The sequence below is a fragment of the Gluconacetobacter takamatsuzukensis genome (genome assembly GCF_014174275.1).
GTDB lineage: Bacteria > Pseudomonadota > Alphaproteobacteria > Acetobacterales > Acetobacteraceae > Gluconacetobacter > Gluconacetobacter takamatsuzukensis.
Genome location: NZ_JABEQK010000016.1, coordinates 1 through 23,503, shown reverse-complemented (window position 1 = coordinate 23,503; position 23,503 = coordinate 1). Strand labels below are relative to the sequence as shown.

Here is a 23,503-nt window from a genome sequence, read left to right as displayed (position 1 = left end):
TATAACGGCGTATAGAAAGGGCGCTTTCATGCCTGATGATGGCACGCTGCTCATGGCCCGGCGTCAGCGGTGGGACTGTAGCGGACCACGTCCTTGACCGGGTCCACGCCACAGTCCGCCCACGCGGCCGCATTCCGAGAGCGGGCCTTTCAGGCCTGGCTAAAGGACACTTTGCGACGCACGTTTGGCAACGTGACAAAAGAGCCGATTCCGGAAGCACTTTTGCGACTGATCGGTACGTCTTATTCTCCTCCGACAGAGGCTGGAACACGATCCAGAGCAACAGGGGAGCACGTCATGGCACAGTGTGTGCTGTATAATTGCGGGCCATCCGGAAACTGCTACAAAGTCCGCCTGTTCGCATCGCTTGCCGACATTCCGCTGAAGATCCTGGAGGTGGACCTGGTTGGAGGCGAGCACAGGCAATCCGCGTTCACGGCGTTGAATCCCTGGCAGCAGGTGCCGGTACTACAGGACGGCGCAGTCGTCCTCTGGGATTCCCAGGCGATCCTGGTCTATCTGGCGGAAAGATACGCAGAACCGGAATGGTGTCCGCCGGACCCGCTGTCGCGTGCCCAGATCACGCAATGGCTTTCGGTCAGCGCCAATGAGATCCAGCATGGTCCGGCCGATGCGCGACTGGTGCACAAATTCGGGTATCAACTGAATTACGATCAGGCTGTGCGGCTCTCGGCGCACGTCCTGGCGACGATCAATACGCACCTCACGGATCGCGACTGGCTGGCCCTGCGCGGGCCCAGCATCGCCGACTGTGCGGCCTATCCTTATATTGCGCTCGCCCCGGAAGGAGGGATCGACCTGGAACCATATGGTGCGATCCGCACATGGATGGCACGGATTGAAACCCTGCCAGGCTATATTCCCGTGGGGTCCTAATTTATAAGAGTCTGCCTCCAGACAGAGGTGCTCGGGCGTTTCACAACGCACTCATTCAGGGCATTTTTGCGGAAGGCTCCGCCCGCTTGCCGGGCAAGCGGAAGCCTTCGCTCCGGCGATGAATTCGGGAGCAATGCGACCGGCACCGCTCCCGGTGACCGCCCGATCAGGCGGTCAGAAGCGCAAGGCGTCCCTGTGCGCCAAGGATCTCGGCAATGGTCGGATTGGCCGCCAGCGCCTGCTGATAGTCATGCACCCTGTTCCACGGTTCGACGTTCGCATCGATGTCGGGCTCACCGTCGACATAGCCGATGATGCACCAATGCGGCTGCCTGTCGCGCCAGGCGATCATGCCCTCCAGCTTACGGATCTGGGCAAAGGCTTCCCACCGATCCCGCCAGTAGGCATCGGTGCCGGGAACGGGACGTTGCATGTGCTGGGTCATCTGAACCTCCATGGTTGCTATCCTCCTCACCGAGGACAGCTTCCGGCGCTCAGACGGTGAGGTGGCAGTCGATGACGCCTTTGGCGCCGCATAGCGGGGCGCGGAGGAACCGAAATGCGCAGCATTTTGGAGGGGCCGCGCATCATCGACGGCGGCCGAGCCTGTCTGGTACGCTGGGAAGCGACAGGACGGAGACACCCCTGTTTGTCGGAGATTGCTTCTAGCCTGCGTCCAATGGACCGCACCTTCTTCCGGGACCTGCTTTACCAAGGGAGCCAGGAAGCTGACTACCGTGCGGCGACACCACGACCCTCGGATAACGGGCGCGCAATATATCGAACTGCCGCAGAGCCGCGGGCAACCATGGCATCCGTACTGCTGTTCGCCGGCATGTTGCGGTCATTTCTGGCCCGGCTACCGTTTGGGCGACTGCCGATCGATCAGCTAGCGACGACGTTGCGGGTATATGTTCCATTCCGCTCCACGCATCTCAGATAGGCGGCATAGGGCGGGAAGGCGGCCTGTCCGCTTCGCGATGCATGTTTTCAAAAGCGGATCTCAACGGCCCCCTGTGCGGTTCAGTCTATGATGACGCCAATATTCGATTGCAGCTATTCTCTGCTTCGTCATACAGATTATGTGTATGACGTAATTGAATCGGAGATCTCACCGATCAGGTCCGATTGAGCCGAAGGAAACATAGATGCCAAACGGGGATCAACGAAGGCAAGGCGACCGCGAACCAACAGACGAAGGAGACACGCCGTCCCAGCGTCCTTCGACCGAAATCGTTCACACCAATATTACCCTTGCGAACAACTACAGGCTAGAGTTGAGCAAGACGATGCTGGCGCTCTCGGCGGCGCTATTCGCGTTTACAACTTCATTCCCACCTGCGTTGATGCGCATCGATTATCCAATGATTCTCGCCTGCAGTTGGGTTGCGCTCGCTATATCAACAATCGGCGGCCTCTTAAATCTCTACGGCTGGGAGAAATTCTACATCAGCTATCGCGACTATCATCGCGACTATCGCTGTGGGAAAGCTTATCGTAAATGGATCACGCGCGGACGTCGGGTGGCGCATATCGCCCAGATGCTGGGGTTGATCGTCGGTATCAGTGTCTTGGCTGCATTCGTGTTCGTCAATCGTACAAATGTGAAATTGGCTGAGGCAAAGGAAACCAAATCGACAACCGACAATGTTTCGGTGGTCAAGGTTTTTAAGTAGAGGGGACGAGGCATGGCGATAACTTGGTGGGGAATAAAAGCCTCCATTGCTACTTTAAATGCTTACATTTTCTGCTCGAGAAAGAAAAAAAAGGTTTTAGAACACTCCACTTGGTCCGCACGCCGAAGCCAACGGGTCACCGAGCTTGATGCGATTCCAGGGATGCCGAACGGCATGCCACAGGCAAACGCCGATATGGTCGCCATGACGCTCTCGCCACCTGCGGAGCACGCTTCTGGGGCGATATGCGTGGTGAACATCTCATCTGAACATGTCCCCGGCTTTTGCCTTGGCGGCTCGAACGCCTATCTTAACGCTTATGACCTCGTCCGGCTCGGCAAAAATCCGGAAGCCGTCTCAGCGACCCGTGAACGGGTCGATCAAGCCTTGGCGGAACTTGTTGGGCAATCGGCGAAGGATATCTACTTTGTCGCGGCAGAGTTGAACGGCACCGGTATTCGCTTCTATGGTGACATTTGCCTGGTGCTGGAATCGCCAGAGAATCTGGCGCAGTCGGTGATTCTGGAAAGCAACTCCTACGACCTCGTCCGTGCACCGAAATCGGCCATGACGACGACACCAGCGACGCTTCTGCAGGAAGCCCAGCATATGTCCGGCCGATGGGGCGATGACCTTTCCGCAGTCGCCGCCATCAAGATTTTTGCGTATCGTCAGAGCCAGAGGCGCCTGACGACGGGCCAGGTCTCCGACGGCTTGCTCGATGATGAGGACTATATCGAAGTGCTGCGGATCGGATCCTTCTCTGTTAAGGACGTTAAAGAGGCGAGGCTTTCTGCCGCGAGTGTTGCTGAGGACGGCCGGATCGACGAACGGCTTCGTTCCGGCCCCATACCGGACGCTGCCTCTCTCAAATGGCGCCACCAACGGCGCCAGGCTGAGCGTTCACTGGTTCAGCACGGCGTGCCCGTTCGGGTCGTGTCGACCACATCGCGAACGAGGTCCTGACCATGAACCCGACCCAAAAGTGGTATATAGACGCGCTGGATCCCCGATCGGGCCGTGCTTTCGCAAGTTATCGTGATGGCGATTTGCAAGATGTGATGGATCTTGACGCAGCGCAGGTAACATACTTCTTGGAGCCACCTGCTTTCGCCCCCGTCCAAGTAAGCCGCAGCATCGCCTTTTCCGCGACGCGCTACCAGTTCCAAGCAGGTTTGTTCGACGAAGATGGTGAGCTTCCGTTTAACCAGCTAGACGACGTCGTGGAGTTCGTGAGGAGATCCTATCTACGCCGTGGGGGAGGTGGTGGCGGAGGACCGGAGCCAAGCGTCACCCCAGAGCCACCACCAGGACCAACCGAGGGGCCGGCGGACCTCACGGGCGAGGATCCGCTCATTGATCTGCGTGGGATCGTCAAGCAGTTCAAGGCGCCGGAGGTCAATATACCTCGCGGCGCGGCGCTGCCCGTCGGGTTTATCGATACTGAGGCAAAAGGAAGCGGCACCTTCGCAAAACGGCGCCTTGGTCGCGGTGCGCTCGCATTGGCACTCGAGCAGATCGCTGTCTTTCAGACAAACGGCGACTTCGAAAGTTCGACAAGACAGAGATCAAGATTGCTGCGGCTCTTCCAAGCAATTGCATCCGCGGGATTGGCGGAGGAAGCTTATGCGGCTGCGGAAGGTAACACGGTGATAAAAAATTGGCTCACCCAACGATTTGATCACCTGAAACCTTTCGGGCCGTATTGGCCTCTTCCCGAGAGTGTCGACACTTCAAAGATTATCCCTTCGTTAATCCTCGCATTTCTGGCGACCGGGGGGGGCGCCGATCTATGGCCCGAGGTTTTGCACGGATTTTTTGAGCCCGATTCTTGGCGTTGGTTTGGTTGGTATTTCAGCCAGCGGGAAGACGATCCGGTCGGGCTTCTTGCAGAGCTTGCAGTCCCCGCGGAGTTAGCAGATGCCTACAAGGCTCAGGCTGATGCTCCGATGTCTGTCGGCCAGTTCCTGTTTTCGTTTCTCGCAGCCCCTCAGCTTGCCGCGGAGAAAAGCGACCTCGCGATTGAAGTCGCGCTGTTCGCATCCGCTTGTCTCGTTCTACCCTCGGTCCAGAGTCGGCTTCCCGATCACGGCATTTATCGTCGTGAAACGCGCCACCGAGCCGCACTCGTTGCGTTCGAAGCCGAAAAGTGGCTTCGTGGGAACATGCCCCAGAAAATTTTCTCGGAGGTGGCTGAAGCCCTTCTCACCGAGCGCAACCAAATGGCGGTTGTCTAGCCATGACCTATTGGGAGCTCTGATTTGGCGAAGTTGAACAATATAGAGGAGAGTCCTGTTTTACGGACAGGTGTGTAAGATACAATCCTACCTCAGAGAGGACGGACTTGCGATATGCGGCGGAGTTCAAATCACGGCGTGCCCTTGAGGCGCTCCGTGGGGAACTGGCGTCAAAGCATAGCGGCGAGCTTCTAGTGTAATGAGATTTTTGCGCAATGCCTCTGTTCGATTTGGCGTTATCAGTGGCGACAGATGTCCGCTATCGAGATGTACGAAGAGGCGCCCTATGTCCGACATGAGGCGACTGCCGCCTGTCTGCTCCTGCATCACTGAGCGGACAGGCAGATCAGGGGGGAGAACGGGATGTCGGTTATCGGGAAGGCCTGACCGGAAGCTGCCATTCGCAGCGTTCAAGTTCATGACGATTTCCGACCAACTCAAGCCATTCAGCGTCGTTGATGTGAAAGTCGGCTTTTGCTGAAATCCGCCGTTCCGGTTGCGCGAACCAGTTGGTCGGTTTTGCGCCCGTCAATCGTAGGAGCCATCTCGACACTTCCTAGTTGCCGACTTTCAGCTTACCGGCACGGCGGTGTGAACCGCGGCGGGTTTGGCTCAGCCCCAGCATCTTCAGCCTGTACGTCGCGCGCCGCAATGACCGAGGAGCGGGAAATATTTCCGCGTCGATTTTGATATAGGGCTGCCTCACTGGCGTCCCCGGACGCGGAAAATCCGCGTCGTCTTACTAGCCGATCGCGCATCTCAGATTGGCTAAACCTGAACCCGATGGCAGATTGTTTCGTATGAAGTGCACATGCTCAAACTCTATGGGACTCGTTGTCGTGAATGACGGAGATCGTCCGCATGACTGACGGTGAAAAGCCCTCGCTTCCGCTGGACGAAGGTGATGATGGCGCCGGATCTGGAGCCCATTCCCTCGCTGGATATGATTACCAGGTCGATGTGTCGGTATGGCTCGCGCTGGATCTCCTACTCGCGAACAAGATTGCCCAATCGATCGAACTCGAGCCCGCAACCGAGGAGGATATCGAGGCAGAGCTCACCGAGAGCGAGCCTGGCCGCTTGGCGACGAAAGTTTCCGCCGACGGCTATAAGCTTGTCGTGCAGGCAAAGCTCCGTGGCGGCGATGCTTGGACGGTCGCAGGCATCAATGCGCTGCTGAAGCATGGTGGTGCGCGCCGGCTCTCTGCGGCGCGACGCCTCGCGGACTCTGATGTTCGGTACCTTCTGATCACCAGCGCTGCCCTTAACGGTGAAACGCGAGGCCTGCGCGTCGGCCGAGCAGGAAGCTGGCCCAAACCAGGTGGAATGCCAGCGACGACAGTTTCCAGCCTTCCCGCCAAAGCTGCCGGACGTGTGGGCATCATCGCCAACCTCGACGAAGACAAGCTGGTCGGGGAGATTAAGCGTCTCCTGATCGAGCGCTTTGGGGTTCCCTATTCCCGCTGGATAGAATGCCTCCACAAGCTCCGCGAGGAAGCGCGCATGCGCGTTCGGCGGGTCGGCGGTGGCCGGTGGCAGCGCGACGAAGTCGCCCACATTATCCGGGAACATGACGGTTATCTCGCGACATCGCCGCAGCTCGAGAACTACATCTATCCCAAGAACTGGGCGGCGCTGCGCGAGGCGATGGGCTCGCCCGGATATGCCGCCGTGATCATCGGTCAGTCGGGAACTGGCAAGACACTGGCGACGCGCAAACTCTACGAGGAGTTGCGCGCCGAGAATCCTGGCATGTCATCAAAGCCGATCCGGCAAGGACCGCAGCAACTTCGCGACGACAAGACTGATCCTCCGGTCCTTTACGACATCGAGGACCCGTGGGGCCGTTTCGATTTCGAGCCAGCCAGCCGCCCTTGGAACGACCAACTTGCCCGCTTTCTTTCCGGCGCCACACATGATCGGCGTATCGTCGTCACGACCCGTCGCGACGTGGGTGTGTCGGCGGGCGTACTCAGCACCATCGAGCCGTGGTTGGTGCCGCTCGAGGTCGAACATTACGGCCCAAAGGAGCGCAGCGAGCTCTATCGAACCCGGATCGGCACGCTGCCTCGCGATGTGCAAATGCTCGCTGCCGATGCTGAAAAGCAGGTGCTCGACGAGCTCGCCTCACCGCTCGAGATCGAAAAGTTCTTCGATGCCATGAGAACGTCCGGGCGGCCCGAGCCCAATAATAGCGCTGGATTCGTTAAGGCGGCGATGAACCGAGCGCATGAGGAGTCGATCGAACTAACGGTCGTCGAGCAGATTCGGGAACGGAAAGATGTCGCAGCCGCTGCCGTGATTTGGGGGCTCCTGAAGGCGAGCGAGAAGCTCTCGATCCGGACCGTTCGATCGCTGGAAGTCGATCTGGCGGAACGCGGTGACCGATTCGACCGCGGCGTCCAACCCCTTATCGATTTCTTCGCGGCTGCACGCAATCTGCGCGTCGGCGAAGGCGACGCGACCTATTATCATCCTCGAGTGGAGGCCGGCATTCAGGCCGCGCTGAAGCGCGATCCTATTCCTGCTGCTGTCGCGCTTCGGACGCTGATTGACGTGTTGACGGATCCAGACGGCCCTGGGGCTGCCTGGGGATCGGGGATCGCGGCACGCATTCTGGAAGCGACAGGTCGCGTGGAGGAGTTGGCTGTATCGGCGAAACCCGCCGCGCAAAAAGCGATCGACACCTGGATCGATCAACAGTTCTCAGATCCCGCTACGCGCATTCCTGAACATTTTCGGATCGCAGCCGCGGTCGGATCGGAGGAGTCGGTCGGCGCGGAATTCGCGCGATACATCAACCATCGGCCCGACAGAACCTTCGCCAACCTGATGCACTGGAGTTCGCCGGGGCATGGCCAGGATTGGTACGAACGAATGGCTCATGCGCCGCAGATGCCGACGATTGCGACACGGTTCGTCCGCGAGATGCTGCCGAATGATCGAACCGGCTACGGTTCCGCGCTCGTGGCCGATCTCGAGCGCTTCGCGCCCGATCTGACCCCAGTTTATCTCGAGGCGACCGCCGGAATCGTTCGAAATGGGTTTGACCCGGTCGTCGACACGCTGGCCGAGGGAGCTTTGCGCGATCTCGACGGGTTCGAAACCATCGTTGACGCCGCTGTTGCTGAGCTTTCGCCCACACCGAGCGATCCCGAGACGGACCGCAAGGAACGCCTCGCCTACATCAACGGCGTCTATTCCGAAGAATATATGGAGCATCTCGCCGATCAAGACGACGGACATACTGCCCAGCAACTCCTGCGCGCCTATGTCGATAAGGTGCGTGAGGTCAAAGGCTGGCAGCAGCTGGCCCAGCATCCTCATGCTGAAGCCCTTCAGGCTGACTGGATGCGATCGCTCGCAGCCGACGCCCGCGAAGGAACTTCGCCTAGCTCAGAGGAGCTTGATGGTGCCTGGTCGATCGTTCGGGACCGCGAGAACGAGGATGCGATCTGGCACGCGCTTCGTCATCATTGGGACGAGACCTATCATGATCGTCTAATCGAACGAATCCGGAAAGGGCTCGACGACAGAGATGTCAGGACGGCAGCACTGTCGTGTTTGATTGCCCATCACCGGGAACAGTTGCCGCAAATTCTCGACGGCCTGATCGCTGCCGGTGAACAGGAGCGAGCGGTCGAACTCGCAATCGATCTCGGCCACATCCTCGCTCAACACACTAGGAGTGGGAATTTCCATGAGCCGGACGATGACGCTCCGAGCCCGGAAGAAGATGAAGCCAACGCCGCCAGGAACCTAATGCCTGCGGACTACGCGGCTATCGCATACGCCGCCCGCGCGTTGCGAAGCAATGCGGCCGAGATCGTTCCGCTCCCGCCACCAGCGGCAGCGTTGTTGGCAGCTACGCCGGGAACACGCCCCGACGTTCGGCGGCTGCGGATCAAGCAACACGCGGTGTTGGGAGCCAATGTCGCGCCAGACATTGAGACCACGCTTGCTGAAGCCAGGGTCTCCTGGGAGGATGCGCATCCGTGTGCCGAAGCGATAACCGCCGCAATCGCGCTTGGCCTCAACCCGATCGTCGAAGACGCGCTTGACCACATGTTCGCCGACGTCGTCGCGCCCGCCCTTAAGGCGGTCGGCGATCCCTTGGAAGCCCCACTTCCTGCGGGTTTGCTCGAACTTGCAAAGGCGGAGGGGAGTCCGGTTCGGAAAGCTCTGGTGGCGCTTTTAGGTGCAAAGCCCCATCCCGACCATGTTCCGACGTTGATGTCGCTGGCACATGACCAGTGGTCTGCTTCCTATCGGCGATACGAAGAGGATGATCACTTCCCCATCGCCCACCAGGCGATTGCCGCGCTTGCGGCACTGCCAAGTCTGCCAGACGATGATCTTGAACGTCTCGACACGCTCGGGATTGAGACCACCGATCCAAAGCTCCGCTACGACGTCTTTGAACTGCTCGTCACGCATGGCGGGCGGGCGATGCAGGAGCGCCTGCTAGATCGCGCCTGTTCGCCCGGTCGCCCAGCTGTGCGACGAGCGGCTGCTCATGCCCTCGTCTCCAAATCGGAGAGTCTAGATGCGGCCGTTGTAGCCAACATCGACGCGGCGACAGTCGCGACCCGCATGCCGAGCGTCGCCGCTTCGCTCGTGCTTGTCGCCGCCTATCGTGGCCCGAGCAAATTCGTTATCGAGCTCGCACAGTATCTGGCAGCGCGCCCGAAGCGGCGCGTTCTCGTCCTCCTTGCGATCTGGCTAACCCGCGAAGAGCGTCCGGAAGTGACCGAGGCGTTGGAGGCGCTCCTTCCCACAGGCCATCCAGCGATTGCCTGGCTTCGGAGCGGCCCCGCGACGATTGCCGATGATGAGCTCGTCAAGGATCTGGGCGACCCGGCGGTCTGCCACGAGGTCCTGCGCTGGCTCAACCCCAAGGAGCCAAAAGCGTGAAAAAGCCCTTCGACCTGTTGCGTGAGATCGCCCGGTTCGGCGTGAGCCAGGGGGGTTCGCTCAATGATGGCTCCCCGCCAGTAGCGAGGAGCCTTTGGGTTCAGATTTCAGTGTTCTCGGCGAGGGCAAGTGCGTCTTCCACGTCGATCCCGAGATAACGGACCGTATTCTCGATCTTGCTATGGCAAGAAGGATTTGGACGGCGCGCAGATTGCCTGTCGCCCGGTAGATGATTGACGCCTTCGTGCGGCGAAGTGAATGAGTGCCATATTCACTTCGCATCAGACCTACTCCCGTTACCCATTCATCGACAACCCGGGCGTATTGGCGGGTGCTTAGATGACCGTTATGATCAACCCGGCTTGGAAAAACATAATCTTCTACCGTGCCACCCCGGCGTTCAAGCCATGCCAACAGGCTGGCACGGGCGTCGGGGAGCAGTTCAAACTGAACAGGCCTGTTTGTCTTCTGCTGCATCATGATCGCGCGGGTTCGGATCTGCCCGCCGCTGACAATGTCCCCAATCTTCATCTGCACCAGGTCGCAACCCCGGAGTTTGCTGTCGATCGCCAAGTCGAACAGCGCCCGGTCTCGCAAGCGGCGACGCTGATTGAGGTAAAATCGGGTCTCCCATATTTCCTTTGGTTTCAGCGCGCGCTTCGCGCCGACGGCCCTCCCCGCATTCCAGACCTTGCGCTGGGTGGCAGCGGGTTCGGTTTGAGGCATGTCCATGATTATTCTCCAATGGCCAGAATGGCCACCTGAAGAACGCTTCCCGCTTAATGAAGGTGAAATGCTGCGACGCTCCTGCCCGACCACAATACGCCGTTCCGATGCGGTGCAGGGTATGTCGGCTCAGGCAGACACCAGCCATTCACCGCTCCTCGAACTGCCGGTCGGGGCCCGCTAACTAAGCCGCCGTTCAGAGACTCCCGTGCAATCACCGAAGGCGGGCCTTCGTTCATACAGCACTACAGAGTTGAACCCTCCAGCAAAAGCGGCGCGGTTCTCCCCTCGAAATCATCCGCGTTTGGTGACATGTTAGATGAATGTCGCAAAACCGCCCCATCGACGTCTTTTTGAGTTATGCTTCGGCAGATCGTGCAAAGGCAGATCAAGTCGCCCACGCTTTGGAAGAGCGTGAACTGTCTGTTTGGTTCGACAAGACCTTAATAGGTGCCGGCGAGAATGTTCTAACTGTACAAATTGCAGCGCTTCGGAACGCCCGCGCCTTCGTAGTTTTGGTTTCCAAAGCAGCGGGTAATAGCGAGTTCATGGCAAGTGAGCTCGCCAATGCATTGGCAGCAAACGAAGCGCAGGGCTCTCCTAAGATCATTCCTCTGAAGGTGCAGGAGGATGTAAGTGATCTGCCATTCCTCCGGCAATTCCAGTATGCGGATGCAACAACGCCTGAGCGTTTGAAGTTATCCGTTGATATGATCGTTACGGCGCTGGAGACAGACCGGAGGACCATTTCCACGGAGAATTACTCCGGCCCTCTACCGCCACCAGATCAACTGGCTCGGTATGAGCAAATTATGCCCGGCGCGGTGGATCGGTTGATTGCGATGGCTGAGCGAGAGCAGCTACATCGACTAGAGATTGAGAAGACGATAAAAATAAGACGCGAAATAGGGACCAGCTTGGCCGTTTCGCTCCTTGTCGCAATTGTAGGTGTTGGAATTGCCGTAACTGGAAATTTTAGCGGAAGTATAGCTGTCGCATCCACAATTGGCGGCGCTGCCGTTGCAATACTTACACATATCTTTACCCGATTGTTGATCGAACATACATCGGGCAGCAAGAAATCCGAAGGTGCTGCTCATGAGTGACATCACCGCGGATGCCATCGCTCTGGAATCCGCTATGGAGCGCCTTCGTCAAGAACGCGAGACATTTAATCAAACGCTCATACACCAAGAACGCTGGTTTATTCTCAGACTGGCAATGGGTTACACCGCCGTTGTATTGCTACCTCTCATAGCAATACTATGTGGGTATATCGTGTTCGCACCTGAGAACTACTCAACGACCACAGTGAGTATCGCGACTGGTGCATTGCTCACCGATGTGCTCGGACTGTTCGCCTCAATATGGAAGGTCGTGTTGAGCCCCGCATCGATAGGAAAGCTTTCTCCAGTCACCGATGCTCCTGCACGACCTCAACGTAAGGCGCGTACTTTACCGTCGAGCGGTGCAACTCCATCGACCTGACCGCGTGACCCGCTGCCGGATTGATGTCCTCGGAGATCGGCTACGCAGGCAGTTCCGGTCTCCTAGGATAGGCCTATAAAGGACTTCGGCCTTCTTGAGGTATAATCAAACGAGACCACGCCTTTGCGCCCCGACAGGTAATGAACGACCGTCAGCTATCCGAACTGGATCATCACGATTTGCATTTCCGGAGACCATAACGGAGTGAACTTAGGTATTCGCCTGCGGACTAGTTGAGGAACGACCGGTTCCGGCTCATACTGCCGTTCAGGACAGGCGCGCGAAAGGCGGGTTTGTCCCAAACCCGGTCTATCCCGGCTCGCCTAGCAATGTCGGCTTTCGGGAAGCTCTTCTAACCGCCTGTGTGTCCGCGAAGAAGGCGACTCCCGCCTGCCGGCTTTGTTTCCGTCGAGCCGATAAAGGGTTTTGCGGCGATAGCGGCTGCGCTTACTGGCGCATCACAATCGCTTATCTGTAGCCGGAAGCAAACCGCACTTGGATCTGTCGTGCGTCAAACACGAGCCATGCTCGGAGCGCCGCTTAATTGCTGGCCTTGGCCGCCCGCATGCGGGTGCGCCATTCCCACACAGCTTCGTCGTTCTGGTGTACCCAGTTGGCCAACTTCTCCACCTCGTCGATAGCGGCCATCAGCTTCTCCCGACTGATTTCGATCGAAGGGCATCGCCACTCCAGGTTGTCGCCTTCGGCGAGATGCTCGTTGGCACTAGTGAAGAATGGATTAGGATGCTTTTCGACGGTCCGCTGGTTGTGCGTCGTCTGGAACGAGATGAAATCTTGGCCATGGGTGAAGTCGTTGCGGGCTAGGATCACCTGCTCGATGACATCGAAACTGACGGGGCAATTCTTGAACGTATCGCCCATGACGTGCTCAATGATCTGCCGATAGGCCTCGACCTTCCCCTGCTTGAACAGGCGGACGCGCTCTTTCTGATCGACAAACGCGATGCCGATCTCGCGCTCAAGCTCCACGAAGTAAAGGCTCAAGGTGTCTGCGAGAAGAGACACCGCCAGCATCCCGACTAGCTCGCGAGTCTGGTCCGCTTGCATCCATTCGTCAAGAAACGCCGGCTCCGGGTCGTCGGTCTCGGGGTTGAAGTAGGGTGGCTCCCATGGCCGCACCTCTTCCTCGATATCGCGCTTCAGTTGCTCGAAGGGCACGCGCCCCTTGTCGTAGAATAGCCGGATAATGTCGGTGCGCTGCCGCATCCAGTAAGACAGATCCATCTAGCCCTCCTCGATTATGTTTAGAAAGATGTTCGTCCATACGAATTGCAGCTTGACGTGGATGCAGTGCAATCGCCCCATCCGTTTGAGCGCCCGTAGCTCCAGCATGTCTCGACCGCAGTCATCGCCATGATGGCGTCAACGTCCGCAGGATCATCAATCTCCCCCACGCCTGCTGTCGCGACCATCGTCAGCTGCCGGAACAGCAGTCGATCGACAAAGCCTTTGACGCCGAACGTCGCCAGCGGCAGGCGGCACGAATCCACGCCCCATACTTTCGTTGCGAAGTGCTTCATCGCCTACTGCGCCACAGCCGCCGTTCGAATCTTGCGTAGCGTCCCAGTAGTCGGCACCCTGACCATAAACCAATTGGTAGCCATGGCGTCCGCCTGCTCCTGCTGCCACGTCCGGCCCGGACGCGTGACGACGTGATCGCCGGGCGCGTTGAGCCGGTCATTGATGACGATGCAGTTCAACGCCGGCAAATCGTTGGCAACGCAAATGTCACCGACGACCCCGAGTTGCCGATTGAGCGTAATACCGGCGCGGCGGTCCATGCCCATGGCTTCGGCAAGATCACCGTAGGTTATGACCGTGGGGCGCCGTGGGTTGCGTGGGGACGACATCACTTTAGACACCAGGATCAGCCAAATCTGCTGGGCCCGGACGTGCACTGGGTCTCCCGCCTTGAAGTAACGAAGAGGGGGGGCAACTTCATCAACCATCGCGCATTCTCGCATCTTTCGTGCTAGACTGCACGTTTCGTGCGGTATTGCAAGTCGCATGTCAATCGGATTCTGCGCGCTATCTGCATGAGGATGGCCGACAATGGCAGCTTTAGGGAAATAGCTGATGTTAGTTTGATGTCCGGTATGAGGGCGGGACCGGTCATCCGCCGCTAAACCGCAGGACCGGGATACCGAGGCGCTTTGCCTTGTCGGCCAGGTTCTCCTGAATGCCGGTGCCAGGAAAGACGATGACGCCGATCGGCATGGTGTCGAGCATGGCATCGTTACGACGGAAGGGCGCTGCCTTGGCATGCTTCGTCCAGTCCGGCTTGAAGGCGATCTGCATGATCTCGCGGTGGTCAGCCCAGCGTGAGGCAATGAATTCCGCCCCCTTCGGCGAGCCGCCGTGGAGCAGCACCATGTCGGGATGCTTGGCCCGGATCCTGTCGAGCCTATCCCAGATCAGGATATGGTCGTCGAAATCCAGGCCGCCAGTGACGACCACCTTGGGACCGGGCGGCACCAGCAATTTGCCCTCAGCCTTACGACGGGCGTTGAGAAAGTCGCGGCTATCGATCATGGAGGCCGTCATCCTGCGGCGTGAGACCAGCGAGCCGGTCTTCGGGCGCCATGCTGACATGGTGAGGCGCTCGAACTGCTCCTGCGCCTCGTCGCGGAAGATCTCGTAGGCGTTGCGGCGCTCGATCAGGGTCAGCCCTTCGGCGATCAGCCGCTCCAGGTCCACCGAGCGGATCTCGCTGCCATCCTGTTCCTGCTGGCTGCGCTTCTGCGCCTGCTCGTTGCGGTCAAGCTCACGCTCGACCTGGCCGACCATGCGGTGGAAGATGTTCACGGTGGACCAGAGCAACGCCTCGAGGTCGGGTTCCAGCCGTGTGTCGGTCAGCGTCGCGGCGATGGCGTCGAAGATGTCGGCCACAGCACCCCCGATGCGCGGAGCTTCGGGCAGCGGCCTTGGATCGGGCTCGGCCTCGAAGGGACGGTAGCCATACATCTGGAGTTCGGCCAGCACATGGGCGGTGGATGAAGCGGCGTGCGGCGGTTCGAAATCGTCCTGTGTGCGGGTCATGAGGCTGTCCTCCCAGGTCTCCGGCCGCGCCCTTCGCGGCCTTTCCGGGGGCGGATAGCGGCAGACCAGGGACGGGCCGGAACCGCGCGCTCGCGCGCGGCCGCAGCGCAGCGAAGGATGGCAGGGGGCCGGCTATTTTGTTTCGCGATGTAAAGCGGCCCCAAAGGGGCGCGACGGAAAATAGCCGGCTCCCGCCATTGCAGGCCCGGCCCGGCTGACGCCCGCTCCCCATCTGAAAGGCCGGGGCACGGACCTGCCGGACGGGAGGCACAACAGGCCCGTCAGACGAAAACGGAAACCGCCCGCCCCTCTTTCCGGCCCGCTCAGGTGCCGGCAGTCTCCAGAAAAAAGCGTGCCACGTCCGCTGGTGCGAACTGCGGATGCAGGATCGCCCGCAGCGCACCGCGTCCGAGGGCACGGAGATCGTCGTTGAAATCGCCCAGCCGGGGTGACAGGCCGATCAACTCGATCCCGGCGTCATCCGCGCGGGCATGCAGCGTCGCCAGCGCCTGATCCCCGGCCGGATCGTCGTCGCGCAGGACGTAGAGACGGCGCAGCAGCGGCGGAAAGATCAGGGCCGCGAGATGCGCCGAGGACAGGCATGCGGCCAATGGCAGATCGGGCAGAACCTGCCGCAGCGACAGCACCGTCTCGATGCCTTCCCCGGCGGCGAGCACATCGGACGCCACCCCGAAGCGCACGGCATGGCCGAGCAGGCCGCCCAGGGCGCGGCGCGGATGATCGACCGGCGCCTTGCCGCGCCCTTCCGCCGCCAGCCAGGTGCGATGCACACCGGTCAGAGTGCCGTCGAGGTCAGTGACGGCGGCGATCATGGCCGGCCAGGTCTCGGTCGGACCGTCCTCATCCGGGCGGTAAAAGCAGCGCGGATGGAAACGCAGGGCTCCGGCTCCGTGCAAAAGCGTAATGTCGCGTCTACGGAGATACGTTTCTACGGGCGTGCCCGCGATCAGCCCGGACATGGCCCACAGCCGGCGTGCGGCTTCGGAAGAACTGGCAGGTCCGCGCTCCTGAACCGGACGATCCCGCGACGACGGGACCGGATCGGGTCGAGGCAGGCTGAGGAAGGCGCGCGCCTCGTCGGCCACGTCACGGAAATCCACCAGGCCGAGGCTTTCGCGGATCACGTCCAGTAGGTCGCCATGCTCGCCCGACTGCGCGTCGGTCCATTTGCCGGCCCTGCCATTGGCGGTGTCGTGCAGCCGGACAAACAGCGACCGGCCAGGCGCATTGCGCACGTCGCCGACCAGCCAGTAATTGCCGTGACGGCGACCGGCGGACAGATACCGCCGGCACACCGCCTCTGCGTTCTCTGCCAGACGGCGGGCCAGTTCGCCCGCGTCATGCAAGGTCATCGCCCTGCCCTCCTGTGTCGGGATCGCCTCCGTCGAGGGCGATCGCCAGCCAGCGATCGGTGGTCATCCATGAAATCGTCTTGCGCCTGCCAAGGTCAAGCAGATGCGCACCACCGCTGAACGCGCCGGTCCGGGGACGTGAACAGCTATTGGCCCACTGGAATCCCCATCGGCCCCGCAACCGGAATGTTCGCGCACAGCGTAGCACGAATTCCACCACCTGCTGCGGATCTCCGGTTGTCTCGTCGTGCATCCAGAGTTTCGTGCCGCCATATTCGGGCACGATCGACAGAATGAATCCGTCAGACGGTGGATCTTCCGCCGCCAGTTCGTCCATGAACGCGTTGTAGAGGTCGAGCGCCTTGGCAGCGTTTTCCACCGTGCCCACATCGAGCACGCAGAAAAAATGCGTGAAGAAATCAGCCATCGGAAGAACTCCCGAAACGAAAAAACCCGGCGCAGGGGCCGGGCTCGTAAAAACGTCTTTACGGAAAGACAGAAAAGCGGCTTTCAGGAAGCACGCTCCATCAGCCTGCGGGCCTTCTCCTCCAGATCCAGCCGCGTATCCTGATTGGCCCTGGTGCGGGCCAGCGCCGTGATGCCCTGCACGAAATCGAACACGCTCTCGGGCTTGCGTCCCTCCTCGTTCAACACGGTTTCAATGATCCTGTTGGTTTCCGGTTTCGAGAACCCACGACGACGCAGGAAGGTTTCACGATCCTCGTCATTCTTCGCCACCAGCGCACGGCGTGACGCCTGGATGCCGGAGACGAACGAGGCCGGGCTGGCCGTGGCGAAATTCCGCAGGGCCGGTGTCGCCTGATGCACAAAACGGGATGCTGCAAACTTGCTATGCCGGATCGTGATCTGTTCGAAATTTTCTACGCCCCACAAAAGGCGGTTTTGACACACACCGCGCAGATAGAAGGAGGCGATGCCGAGGCTCTTGCTACCGACCTCGCTGTTCCAGGCATAGAAACCCCGGAAATAGAGATCGGGGTCGCCGTTGGGCAAACGGCCAGCTTCAATCGGGTGTGTATCGTCCACAAGGAACAGGAACACATCGCGATCTGATGCGTACAGCGTCGTCGTTTCCTTGGTGATGTCGACATAGGGATTATGGGTCATGGTGGCCCAATCGATCACACCCGGCACCTTCCAATTGGTATCGCCTGTGCCATCGCCAGCGATCTTCCGCACCGCACCGACCAGTTCGTGGTCCCAGATGCGACCATAATCGGGGCCGGTCACGGCGCGCAGTTCCACCCGACCGTCTTCGGTCTCCAACGTTTTCACCAGTTCGGCGCGGTGCGACAGCAGCCCGTGCTGCAGGTTGATCGCCGCCAGCGGAGCCGGGAGATTGCGCAGGTATGACGATGGCGCGCCGACCAGACTGCACATCTGGCCGAACGACCAGTGGGTGGGCGCGATCGGGTCATTCTGCCCTGGCACGGTCAGGGTCAGACGCTCGGCATTGTCGCGCGCGGCCTCCACGCGAATGGCGCGGCTTTCCACCGTGCGGGCGATGGCCCGATCCGCACGGGCGAGCGTGGCCGCATGTAGGTCGGACAGGGACAAGTAACGCTCATCATCCGGGCGGGAGAACCATTCGGACGATACGCGGGCGCTGCGTTCGCCGCGCGACGGGTCGATGCGGAATCCGGTACGGGCAGAAGACATAATCGAAGCGGACATGGGAACTCTCCTCTCTTGCCGGACATTCGGCATCAGAGGCGAAGCCTCCCTCTCACTCTCTCTTTCCCGGCGGATCGACATGAAAAAAGGCGGCCCCCGTTCCCCAGGAGCCGCCCGATATCATGGTCAGATATGGCAATCGACAACAGCGATACGCGTGTCGCCGGGCAGACCAAGGATCAGATCACGGATTCTGCTCGCCCATGTTGCGTCATCGAGTTCGTCGACCGCCATGCCGAACCAGTTCATCCTGCCCTTCTCGATCCATTCGCCCTCATGCAGCAAGGCGAACGGCAACCAACTCTGGCGAGCCCGATCGGCAGCATGCTCTTCCGGCTTGCGGGAAAGCATCGCGGCGATACCTTCCGGTGAAGTATCCCAGCCCCATAATTGCGCGTCAAAAAGCGCCTGACGCAGTTCTGAGAGGCCTTTCTGTTCCCAATATCGCGTCCGGGCCTCGTCGCTATTTCCCGCCTTACGCTGCATCTCTGTCCGGATATCCTCCCAACTCCGTATGGCGTGGAGGTCGTCGAAGGACATGGTCTTCTGGGCGATCTCTCGCGTCTGCTGCCATCGGCTCATCGCCGCATCACATGCCTGGCGCTCCATCGCCCCGAAGTCGATATCCCCTCGACGGGCTTCATCGACCAGGATCCGCCCCTCTGGCGACCGATGGATGGCCTGATAGTTGGGCGCCGCCTCCTGTCGGATCATCAGTTCGCCGGACCACCGACCACCGATCTCGTACCAGTCCCATTTGGCATCGGGATTTTCGAAATAGCCGTAGTGACCGGTATCACGATGGCGCAGATAGCCGAAGAACTCCCTGACGAAGTGATCGAATGTCCTGAAGCGTTCCTTATGCGGCACACCGTTCTGGTCGACCTCTTCCCAGCGGGCCACGCATTCGTCGTGGCAATCACAAAATGTCAGATATTCGGGCGGACAATCGCCCATATTGTTTTCCTGGAACGGTGCGAGTTGCTCTTCAATATCCTCGCCCGTCACGAACACATTGAAATGCGACATCGGATTTCTCCATTGTTGGAGACGCGCGAGACCGCGACCCGCACAGAGTGTGCAGGCCGGGTCATTCGGCGATCAGGAATGTGAAATGTTATTCGGCGGCGATGTCGGCGGCTGGAACGTCCGTCGGCTTGTCGGCCGAAATCGGTGTCCGCAGTGCCTCCGGTAGCCATCCGGTGCCCTCAAGCAGCCGCTCGGCAGCCTCGTCACCCCGCGCCTCGCGCACGGCTTCGAGAATGCGCGCCTTGGTGACGCGACCGAGATAGTTCTCCACCGTCGCCTGCCAGCCCGCCTCGGCTAGGTCGAGCCTGAGCGCGGTAGAAAGCCGGTCGGCGCGGGCCAGTCGTTCGGAGACGCTGCGCTGGGACACGGCACCATAGGGCGGCATCCGTTCGTAAAGCGCGTTGACGCCGAAAGACAGGCAATGGGCCAGCAACGCCAGGCGGCTGGTGTCGTCCAGCCGGTCGAGCCACAGCCAGAGCGCCTCCTCGTCCTCCGGCAGGTCGTGCTTCCAGCCCTCGTTGCGCTGGCGTAGGGCGTGCGCTGGAATGCTGCCCGGCATATCCGGCGCATGCACCCGCAGCGGGATGTCCCGGACATACGCTTCCAGGCAATCCGCGCCCGAGACCTGCCAGTAGAGATCGCGCACCAGCGTGTGTAGCAGTTCGGTCAGCGCTATGTGCGGATTGGCCGCGAACGCGTCGCGAAGGGCGAGCGTGCGCCAAGCCGTCAGTTCCGTCAGCAGGCGGTCGGGCAACGGCTTCAGCCCATCTTCCTCTTCGGGCTCGGTGCCGGGGGCGTCTTCCGTCCCAATTCCTTCGAGGTCGTTACCCGCGCGGTGATGGGCGACTGCGTCATCATAGCTCTCGGGTGCATCGTGACCGTCCTCGGGTTCCACCAGCACATCTTCCGGCCGGACGAAACCCCGCTCGACCAGCAACGTGCCGTCAGTATCCAGGCTGACGAAGGCACCAGCGCGGGCCATGTTCGCCGGATCGAAGGACACAGGGCGTTCCTCCAGCGCCTCGATGGCCTGCTCGATCTCGCCCAGCCGGATATCAATGTCCTCGGGGAATTCATCGGCCTGCGCGTATTCCGCCTCGATGGTTTCCTGCTCGCTGTGCAGAGCGGTCAGACGCGCAACTTCTTCTTCCGAGATTACAACCGGCGTACCTTCAATCCTCGCGAAGCCCCGCGCGTGTCCCCACGGGAAGGACAGCGCCGTCTCGACCCATTTCCAGCCTTCGGTGCGGATCTCCTCGACCGCCCCAGCCAGTTTGTCCATCACCAGCCGGTGGAGAAGGGTGGGATCGTCCAGCCATCCGCCGTCGTCGGCTTCGAACAGATCGCGCATGACATGGCCGCCAGCTGCAACATAGGCATCCAGCCCGACGAAGCGCACGCGGCGATCCGATGCGCGCACGGTTTTTTCCGTCAGCATGCGGCGGATCAGATAGGGCTCGCGATTGTGGCTCTGGGAGACGATCTCCCAGACCTGTTCCTGACGGGTGTGGTCATCCGAGATGGAAAAGGCCATGAGCTGTTCCAGCTTCATGCCATCCTGCTCGTAGATCTCGAGCAGCTTGTCCGAAACGGTCATGAGGCGCAGGCGCTGTTTGACCACGGCCGGCACGACGAAGAACGCGGCGGCAATCTCGTCCTCGGACATGCCCTTCTCCAGCATGTCGCGAAAGGCATGAAACTGATCCAGCGGATGTAGGGCCACGCGCTGGACATTCTCGGCCAGGGAATCATCCTCGGCGAGAATGGCCGATCCGGCCTCGCGTACGACACAGGGCACCGGGGCCGTCTTGGCCAGTTTCTTATGCTTTACCAGCAGTTCGAGCGCGCGGAAGCGACGGCCGCCGGCTGGCACTTCATAGGCGCCGGTTTCTGCCCCCTCGCCGTTCAGGACGGGGCGGACGTTCAGGCTCTGGAGAAGCCCCCGACGTTCGATATCGCGGGCCAGTTCCTCGATCGACAGACCGACCCTCACACGCCGCACGTTGGACTGCGACAGCACCAGCTTGTTGAAGGGGATATCACGGGACGCATTAAGGGCGATTTTCTGGATGGCACTCGCCATGGCGGGACACTCCGTGACGGACGGGCGGAAGCCTCTCTTCCACCCCTGAATCCGTCACGAAAACCCCACTTCCCTCTTCCTCTTTCCCGGCCCCAAGAAGCGGCAAAACGTATCCTCGGGATTACACGGATGCGGCTTTACTGACGGCACATCCGCCCCAATCCATCATGCGAGTCTGTCCTCTTGGAATTTGAATACGACCATTATAGTCGCAATTCACTAACTTGTGACATTGCCGACGACGATATCCGTGGATATTCGTGTCTATCCTGAAGCCCTATCCATTCCGAATATCTCTTTGTTTCTTATTATTTTTATGTTCCCGCACATCATGCCCAACATCCACAGTGCCTTCAGGACTCTCCGAATGTCCATGCAGAAAGGACGGGAACATGGCACGCCAACGCGATACGATAGTTGCCAGACTGCAGCTCGTTCTCGACGTCTCGGACGCCAACGTGACGCCGTTACGCACTGGAGCCGATCCGCGGCTGGTCAGCCTGGTCCGGCTTCTGGCCCGCCAGGCCGCACGGGATTTCGTCAACGCTGAAGTGGAGGCCGCGAGGCGACGCGATCTCCAGGATTAGGGAGATGGGATTGTGAAGGTCGCGCTCTATGCCCGCTATTCGTCCGAAAACCAGCGTGATGCCTCGATCGAGGATCAGTTACGCCTCTGCCGGCTTCATGCAGAGAAACAGGGCTGGACGATCGTCGACAGCTATACCGATCGCGCCATCTCGGGCGCCTCCCTGCTCCGCCCCGGCATTCAGGAACTGATCCAAGATGCCACGCGCGGCCGCTTCACGATCGTGCTGGCCGAAGCCATGGACCGGCTGTCGCGCGACCAGGAAGATATCGCGGGCCTGTTCAAGCGGATGACCTTCTCCGGCGTCCGGATCATCACCCTCTCCGAGGGCGATGTCACACACCTGCATATCGGCCTCAAGGGTACGATGAACGCCCTGTTCCTCAAGGACCTGGCCGAGAAGGTCCGGCGAGGGCTGCGCGGACGCGTCGAAGACGGCAAGTCCGGCGGTGGCAATTCCTACGGCTACGACGTGGTGCGCCAGTTTGACGCCAGGGGTGAGCGTATCCGGGGCGACCGGACCATCAACGAGGAAGAAGCCCGCACGGTCAGGCGGATCTTCACCGATTACACGCGCGGCAAGTCCTCCCGCACGATCGCCATGGAACTGAACCGGGATGGCGTTCCAGGTCCGCAGGGACGCGAATGGGGGCCATCCACCATTCACGGCAATCGGGAACGCGGCACCGGCGTCCTCAATAACGAAATGTATGTCGGGCGCCTGGTCTGGAACCGGCTGCGCTATCTCAAGGATCCCGATACCGGCAAGCGCGTCTCACGCCTCAACCCTGAATCCGAATGGGTGATCCAGGACGTGCCGGAGCTACGGATTGTCGAGCAGGATCTGTGGGACGCCGTGAAGATGCGCCAGGAGCAGACAACATTCACGATGCCCGAAACCGGCAATGAGACCCTCAGTGAACGGCGGCGTCCTCGCCATCTCTTTGCCGGTCTGATCCGCTGCGGCTGCTGTGGCGGTGGCTACAGCATGATCTCGAAGGATCTGCTCGGCTGCTCGACGGCACGCAACAAGGGCACCTGCGAAAACCGCCTCAACATCCGTCGCGACGCGCTGGAAGCATCAGTCCTGAGCGGATTACGCACGCATCTAATGGAACCTGATCTGTTCAAGGAATTCTGCAACGAGTTCACCCGCGAGGTGAACAGGCTTCGGATGGAACACGGTGCCGATCTTGTCGCCATGCGGGCAGAACTGCCCCGCATCGATCGGGAGCTGGCAAAACTTCTAACCGCGCTCAAGGCTGGTGGACCAATCCAGGCAATCGTCGACGACATGAAGCGGTTGGAAGCACGCAAGGCCGAAGTGGCAGAGCGTCTTGCTAATACTGAGGAACCGCCCCCCCTTCTCCACCCGAACATGGCGGAGATTTATCAGCAGCGGATCGCGTCTCTCTATGAAAGCCTTCAGGCCGAGGAGACGAAGACCGAGGCGGCCGAGCGCCTGCGCGCGCTCGTCTCGCAGATCACGCTCCAGCCAGCCGACGGCGAACTGGCGATCATCCTGCGCGGTGACCTGGCGGCGATCCTGCAGTTCGCGGCGCACAAGAAAAACGCCACGGTCCATCCGGACAGTGGCGTTCTTGATGCGTTCATATCGCAAGTATCGTTGGTTGCGGGGGCAGGATTTGAACCTGCGGCCTTCAGGTTATGAGCCTGACGAGCTACCGGGCTGCTCCACCCCGCGGGGGTGAGGGTAGACTGGAAGACCTGGCGGCGAC

The 23,503-nt window shown here is 60.2% G+C and carries 20 protein-coding genes and 1 tRNA gene; 9 read left to right on the top strand and 12 right to left on the bottom strand.

Features of this window, described 5'->3' with window-relative positions:
* Nucleotides 1-297: 297 nt before the first annotated feature.
* A complete protein-coding gene (locus HLH27_RS15705; protein ID WP_182950993.1) occupies nucleotides 298-897 on the top strand; it encodes a glutathione S-transferase family protein in 600 nt (199 codons plus the stop codon).
* Between the two features lie 166 nt (nucleotides 898-1,063).
* Here the strand turns inward: HLH27_RS15705 and HLH27_RS15700 are convergent, their stop codons facing one another.
* Complete coding sequence (locus HLH27_RS15700; protein WP_182950992.1) at nucleotides 1,064-1,342, bottom strand: hypothetical protein; 279 nt, start codon at nucleotides 1,340-1,342, stop codon at nucleotides 1,064-1,066.
* A gap of 703 nt (nucleotides 1,343-2,045) precedes the next feature.
* Between HLH27_RS15700 and HLH27_RS15695 the strand changes: the two genes are divergently transcribed.
* The 4 genes from HLH27_RS15695 (at nucleotide 2,046) to HLH27_RS15680 (ending at nucleotide 9,724) form a co-directional block, all read left to right on the top strand.
* Nucleotides 2,046-2,573 carry a hypothetical protein gene (locus HLH27_RS15695; protein WP_182950991.1) on the top strand — a complete coding sequence of 176 codons (528 nt, stop codon included), beginning with the start codon at nucleotides 2,046-2,048 and terminating at the stop codon, nucleotides 2,571-2,573.
* Nucleotides 2,574-2,585: 12 nt separating this feature from the next.
* Nucleotides 2,586-3,539 carry a hypothetical protein gene (locus HLH27_RS15690; protein WP_182950990.1) on the top strand — a complete coding sequence of 318 codons (954 nt, stop codon included), beginning with the start codon at nucleotides 2,586-2,588 and terminating at the stop codon, nucleotides 3,537-3,539.
* Nucleotides 3,540-3,541: 2 nt separating this feature from the next.
* Nucleotides 3,542-4,810 (top strand): hypothetical protein, encoded by a 1,269-nt coding sequence (locus HLH27_RS15685; RefSeq protein ID WP_182950989.1) that lies wholly within the window; start codon nucleotides 3,542-3,544, stop codon nucleotides 4,808-4,810.
* Nucleotides 4,811-5,671: 861 nt separating this feature from the next.
* Nucleotides 5,672-9,724 (top strand): hypothetical protein, encoded by a 4,053-nt coding sequence (locus HLH27_RS15680; RefSeq protein ID WP_182950988.1) that lies wholly within the window; start codon nucleotides 5,672-5,674, stop codon nucleotides 9,722-9,724.
* 60 nt (nucleotides 9,725-9,784) lie between these two features.
* Here the strand turns inward: HLH27_RS15680 and HLH27_RS15675 are convergent, their stop codons facing one another.
* Nucleotides 9,785-10,456, bottom strand: coding sequence for a tyrosine-type recombinase/integrase (locus HLH27_RS15675; protein ID WP_246375948.1), 672 nt, complete (start codon nucleotides 10,454-10,456; stop codon nucleotides 9,785-9,787).
* Between the two features lie 317 nt (nucleotides 10,457-10,773).
* Here HLH27_RS15675 and HLH27_RS15670 point away from each other — a divergent pair, with 317 nt between their 5' ends.
* Together HLH27_RS15670 and HLH27_RS15665 are read left to right on the top strand one after the other, a co-directional pair.
* On the top strand, nucleotides 10,774-11,556 hold the full coding sequence (locus tag HLH27_RS15670) for a DUF2335 domain-containing protein (RefSeq protein WP_182950987.1): 783 nt from the start codon (nucleotides 10,774-10,776) through the stop codon (nucleotides 11,554-11,556).
* Nucleotides 11,549-11,938 (top strand): hypothetical protein, encoded by a 390-nt coding sequence (locus HLH27_RS15665; protein ID WP_182950986.1) that lies wholly within the window; start codon nucleotides 11,549-11,551, stop codon nucleotides 11,936-11,938. Before HLH27_RS15670 ends, HLH27_RS15665 begins: the two co-directional genes overlap by 8 nt.
* 540 nt (nucleotides 11,939-12,478) lie before the next feature.
* On the opposite strand, the gene HLH27_RS15660 is transcribed toward HLH27_RS15665, so the two are convergent.
* From HLH27_RS15660 to HLH27_RS15620, 9 genes are all read right to left on the bottom strand, one after another.
* A complete protein-coding gene (locus HLH27_RS15660) occupies nucleotides 12,479-13,183 on the bottom strand; it encodes a hypothetical protein (RefSeq protein WP_182950985.1) in 705 nt (234 codons plus the stop codon).
* Nucleotides 13,184-13,203: 20 nt separating this feature from the next.
* A complete protein-coding gene (locus tag HLH27_RS15655) occupies nucleotides 13,204-13,479 on the bottom strand; it encodes a hypothetical protein (protein ID WP_182950984.1) in 276 nt (91 codons plus the stop codon).
* Nucleotides 13,480-13,482: 3 nt separating this feature from the next.
* A complete protein-coding gene (locus HLH27_RS15650) occupies nucleotides 13,483-13,908 on the bottom strand; it encodes a hypothetical protein (protein ID WP_182950983.1) in 426 nt (141 codons plus the stop codon).
* A 163-nt stretch (nucleotides 13,909-14,071) separates the two neighbouring features.
* Nucleotides 14,072-14,998 (bottom strand): DUF2493 domain-containing protein, encoded by a 927-nt coding sequence (locus HLH27_RS15645; protein ID WP_182950982.1) that lies wholly within the window; start codon nucleotides 14,996-14,998, stop codon nucleotides 14,072-14,074.
* Nucleotides 14,999-15,321: 323 nt separating this feature from the next.
* On the bottom strand, nucleotides 15,322-16,371 hold the full coding sequence (locus HLH27_RS15640) for a DUF7146 domain-containing protein (RefSeq protein WP_182950981.1): 1,050 nt from the start codon (nucleotides 16,369-16,371) through the stop codon (nucleotides 15,322-15,324).
* Nucleotides 16,358-16,798 carry a hypothetical protein gene (locus HLH27_RS15635; RefSeq protein WP_182950980.1) on the bottom strand — a complete coding sequence of 147 codons (441 nt, stop codon included), beginning with the start codon at nucleotides 16,796-16,798 and terminating at the stop codon, nucleotides 16,358-16,360. The genes HLH27_RS15640 and HLH27_RS15635 overlap by 14 nt, the downstream gene beginning before the upstream one ends.
* An 83-nt stretch (nucleotides 16,799-16,881) precedes the next feature.
* Nucleotides 16,882-18,066 carry a DUF932 domain-containing protein gene (locus HLH27_RS15630; RefSeq protein WP_182950979.1) on the bottom strand — a complete coding sequence of 395 codons (1,185 nt, stop codon included), beginning with the start codon at nucleotides 18,064-18,066 and terminating at the stop codon, nucleotides 16,882-16,884.
* A 126-nt stretch (nucleotides 18,067-18,192) separates the two neighbouring features.
* On the bottom strand, nucleotides 18,193-19,095 hold the full coding sequence (locus HLH27_RS15625; RefSeq protein ID WP_182950978.1) for a hypothetical protein: 903 nt from the start codon (nucleotides 19,093-19,095) through the stop codon (nucleotides 18,193-18,195).
* A gap of 88 nt (nucleotides 19,096-19,183) precedes the next feature.
* Nucleotides 19,184-21,178, bottom strand: a complete 1,995-nt coding sequence (locus tag HLH27_RS15620; protein WP_182950977.1) for a ParB/RepB/Spo0J family partition protein — start codon at nucleotides 21,176-21,178, stop codon at nucleotides 19,184-19,186.
* 392 nt (nucleotides 21,179-21,570) lie between these two features.
* Between HLH27_RS15620 and HLH27_RS15615 the strand changes: the two genes are divergently transcribed.
* Entirely contained in the window at nucleotides 21,571-21,765 is a 195-nt protein-coding gene (locus HLH27_RS15615; RefSeq protein ID WP_182950976.1) for a hypothetical protein, read from the top strand.
* Nucleotides 21,766-21,777: 12 nt separating this feature from the next.
* Nucleotides 21,778-23,436, top strand: a complete 1,659-nt coding sequence (locus HLH27_RS15610; RefSeq protein ID WP_182951026.1) for a recombinase family protein — start codon at nucleotides 21,778-21,780, stop codon at nucleotides 23,434-23,436.
* Here the strand turns inward: HLH27_RS15610 and HLH27_RS15605 are convergent.
* A tRNA-Met gene (locus tag HLH27_RS15605) sits at nucleotides 23,393-23,469 on the bottom strand. The genes HLH27_RS15610 and HLH27_RS15605 overlap by 44 nt on opposite strands.
* Nucleotides 23,470-23,503: the final 34 nt, after the last annotated feature.

Excerpts from the sequence above, each read along its gene's own strand:
- HLH27_RS15705 (WP_182950993.1), top strand. The coding sequence starts at position 298 with ATGGCACAGTGTGTGCTGTATAATTGCGGGCCATCCGGAAACTGCTAC.
- HLH27_RS15700 (WP_182950992.1), bottom strand. The coding sequence starts at position 1,342 with ATGACCCAGCACATGCAACGTCCCGTTCCCGGCACCGATGCCTACTGG.
- HLH27_RS15695 (WP_182950991.1), top strand. The coding sequence starts at position 2,046 with ATGCCAAACGGGGATCAACGAAGGCAAGGCGACCGCGAACCAACAGAC.
- HLH27_RS15690 (WP_182950990.1), top strand. The coding sequence starts at position 2,586 with ATGGCGATAACTTGGTGGGGAATAAAAGCCTCCATTGCTACTTTAAAT.
- HLH27_RS15685 (WP_182950989.1), top strand. The coding sequence starts at position 3,542 with ATGAACCCGACCCAAAAGTGGTATATAGACGCGCTGGATCCCCGATCG.
- HLH27_RS15680 (WP_182950988.1), top strand. The coding sequence starts at position 5,672 with ATGACTGACGGTGAAAAGCCCTCGCTTCCGCTGGACGAAGGTGATGAT.
- HLH27_RS15675 (WP_246375948.1), bottom strand. The coding sequence starts at position 10,456 with ATGGACATGCCTCAAACCGAACCCGCTGCCACCCAGCGCAAGGTCTGG.
- HLH27_RS15670 (WP_182950987.1), top strand. The coding sequence starts at position 10,774 with ATGTCGCAAAACCGCCCCATCGACGTCTTTTTGAGTTATGCTTCGGCA.
- HLH27_RS15665 (WP_182950986.1), top strand. The coding sequence starts at position 11,549 with ATGAGTGACATCACCGCGGATGCCATCGCTCTGGAATCCGCTATGGAG.
- HLH27_RS15660 (WP_182950985.1), bottom strand. The coding sequence starts at position 13,183 with ATGGATCTGTCTTACTGGATGCGGCAGCGCACCGACATTATCCGGCTA.
- HLH27_RS15655 (WP_182950984.1), bottom strand. The coding sequence starts at position 13,479 with ATGAAGCACTTCGCAACGAAAGTATGGGGCGTGGATTCGTGCCGCCTG.
- HLH27_RS15650 (WP_182950983.1), bottom strand. The coding sequence starts at position 13,908 with ATGGTTGATGAAGTTGCCCCCCCTCTTCGTTACTTCAAGGCGGGAGAC.
- HLH27_RS15645 (WP_182950982.1), bottom strand. The coding sequence starts at position 14,998 with ATGACCCGCACACAGGACGATTTCGAACCGCCGCACGCCGCTTCATCC.
- HLH27_RS15640 (WP_182950981.1), bottom strand. The coding sequence starts at position 16,371 with ATGACCTTGCATGACGCGGGCGAACTGGCCCGCCGTCTGGCAGAGAAC.
- HLH27_RS15635 (WP_182950980.1), bottom strand. The coding sequence starts at position 16,798 with ATGGCTGATTTCTTCACGCATTTTTTCTGCGTGCTCGATGTGGGCACG.
- HLH27_RS15630 (WP_182950979.1), bottom strand. The coding sequence starts at position 18,066 with ATGTCCGCTTCGATTATGTCTTCTGCCCGTACCGGATTCCGCATCGAC.
- HLH27_RS15625 (WP_182950978.1), bottom strand. The coding sequence starts at position 19,095 with ATGTCGCATTTCAATGTGTTCGTGACGGGCGAGGATATTGAAGAGCAA.
- HLH27_RS15620 (WP_182950977.1), bottom strand. The coding sequence starts at position 21,178 with ATGGCGAGTGCCATCCAGAAAATCGCCCTTAATGCGTCCCGTGATATC.
- HLH27_RS15615 (WP_182950976.1), top strand. The coding sequence starts at position 21,571 with ATGGCACGCCAACGCGATACGATAGTTGCCAGACTGCAGCTCGTTCTC.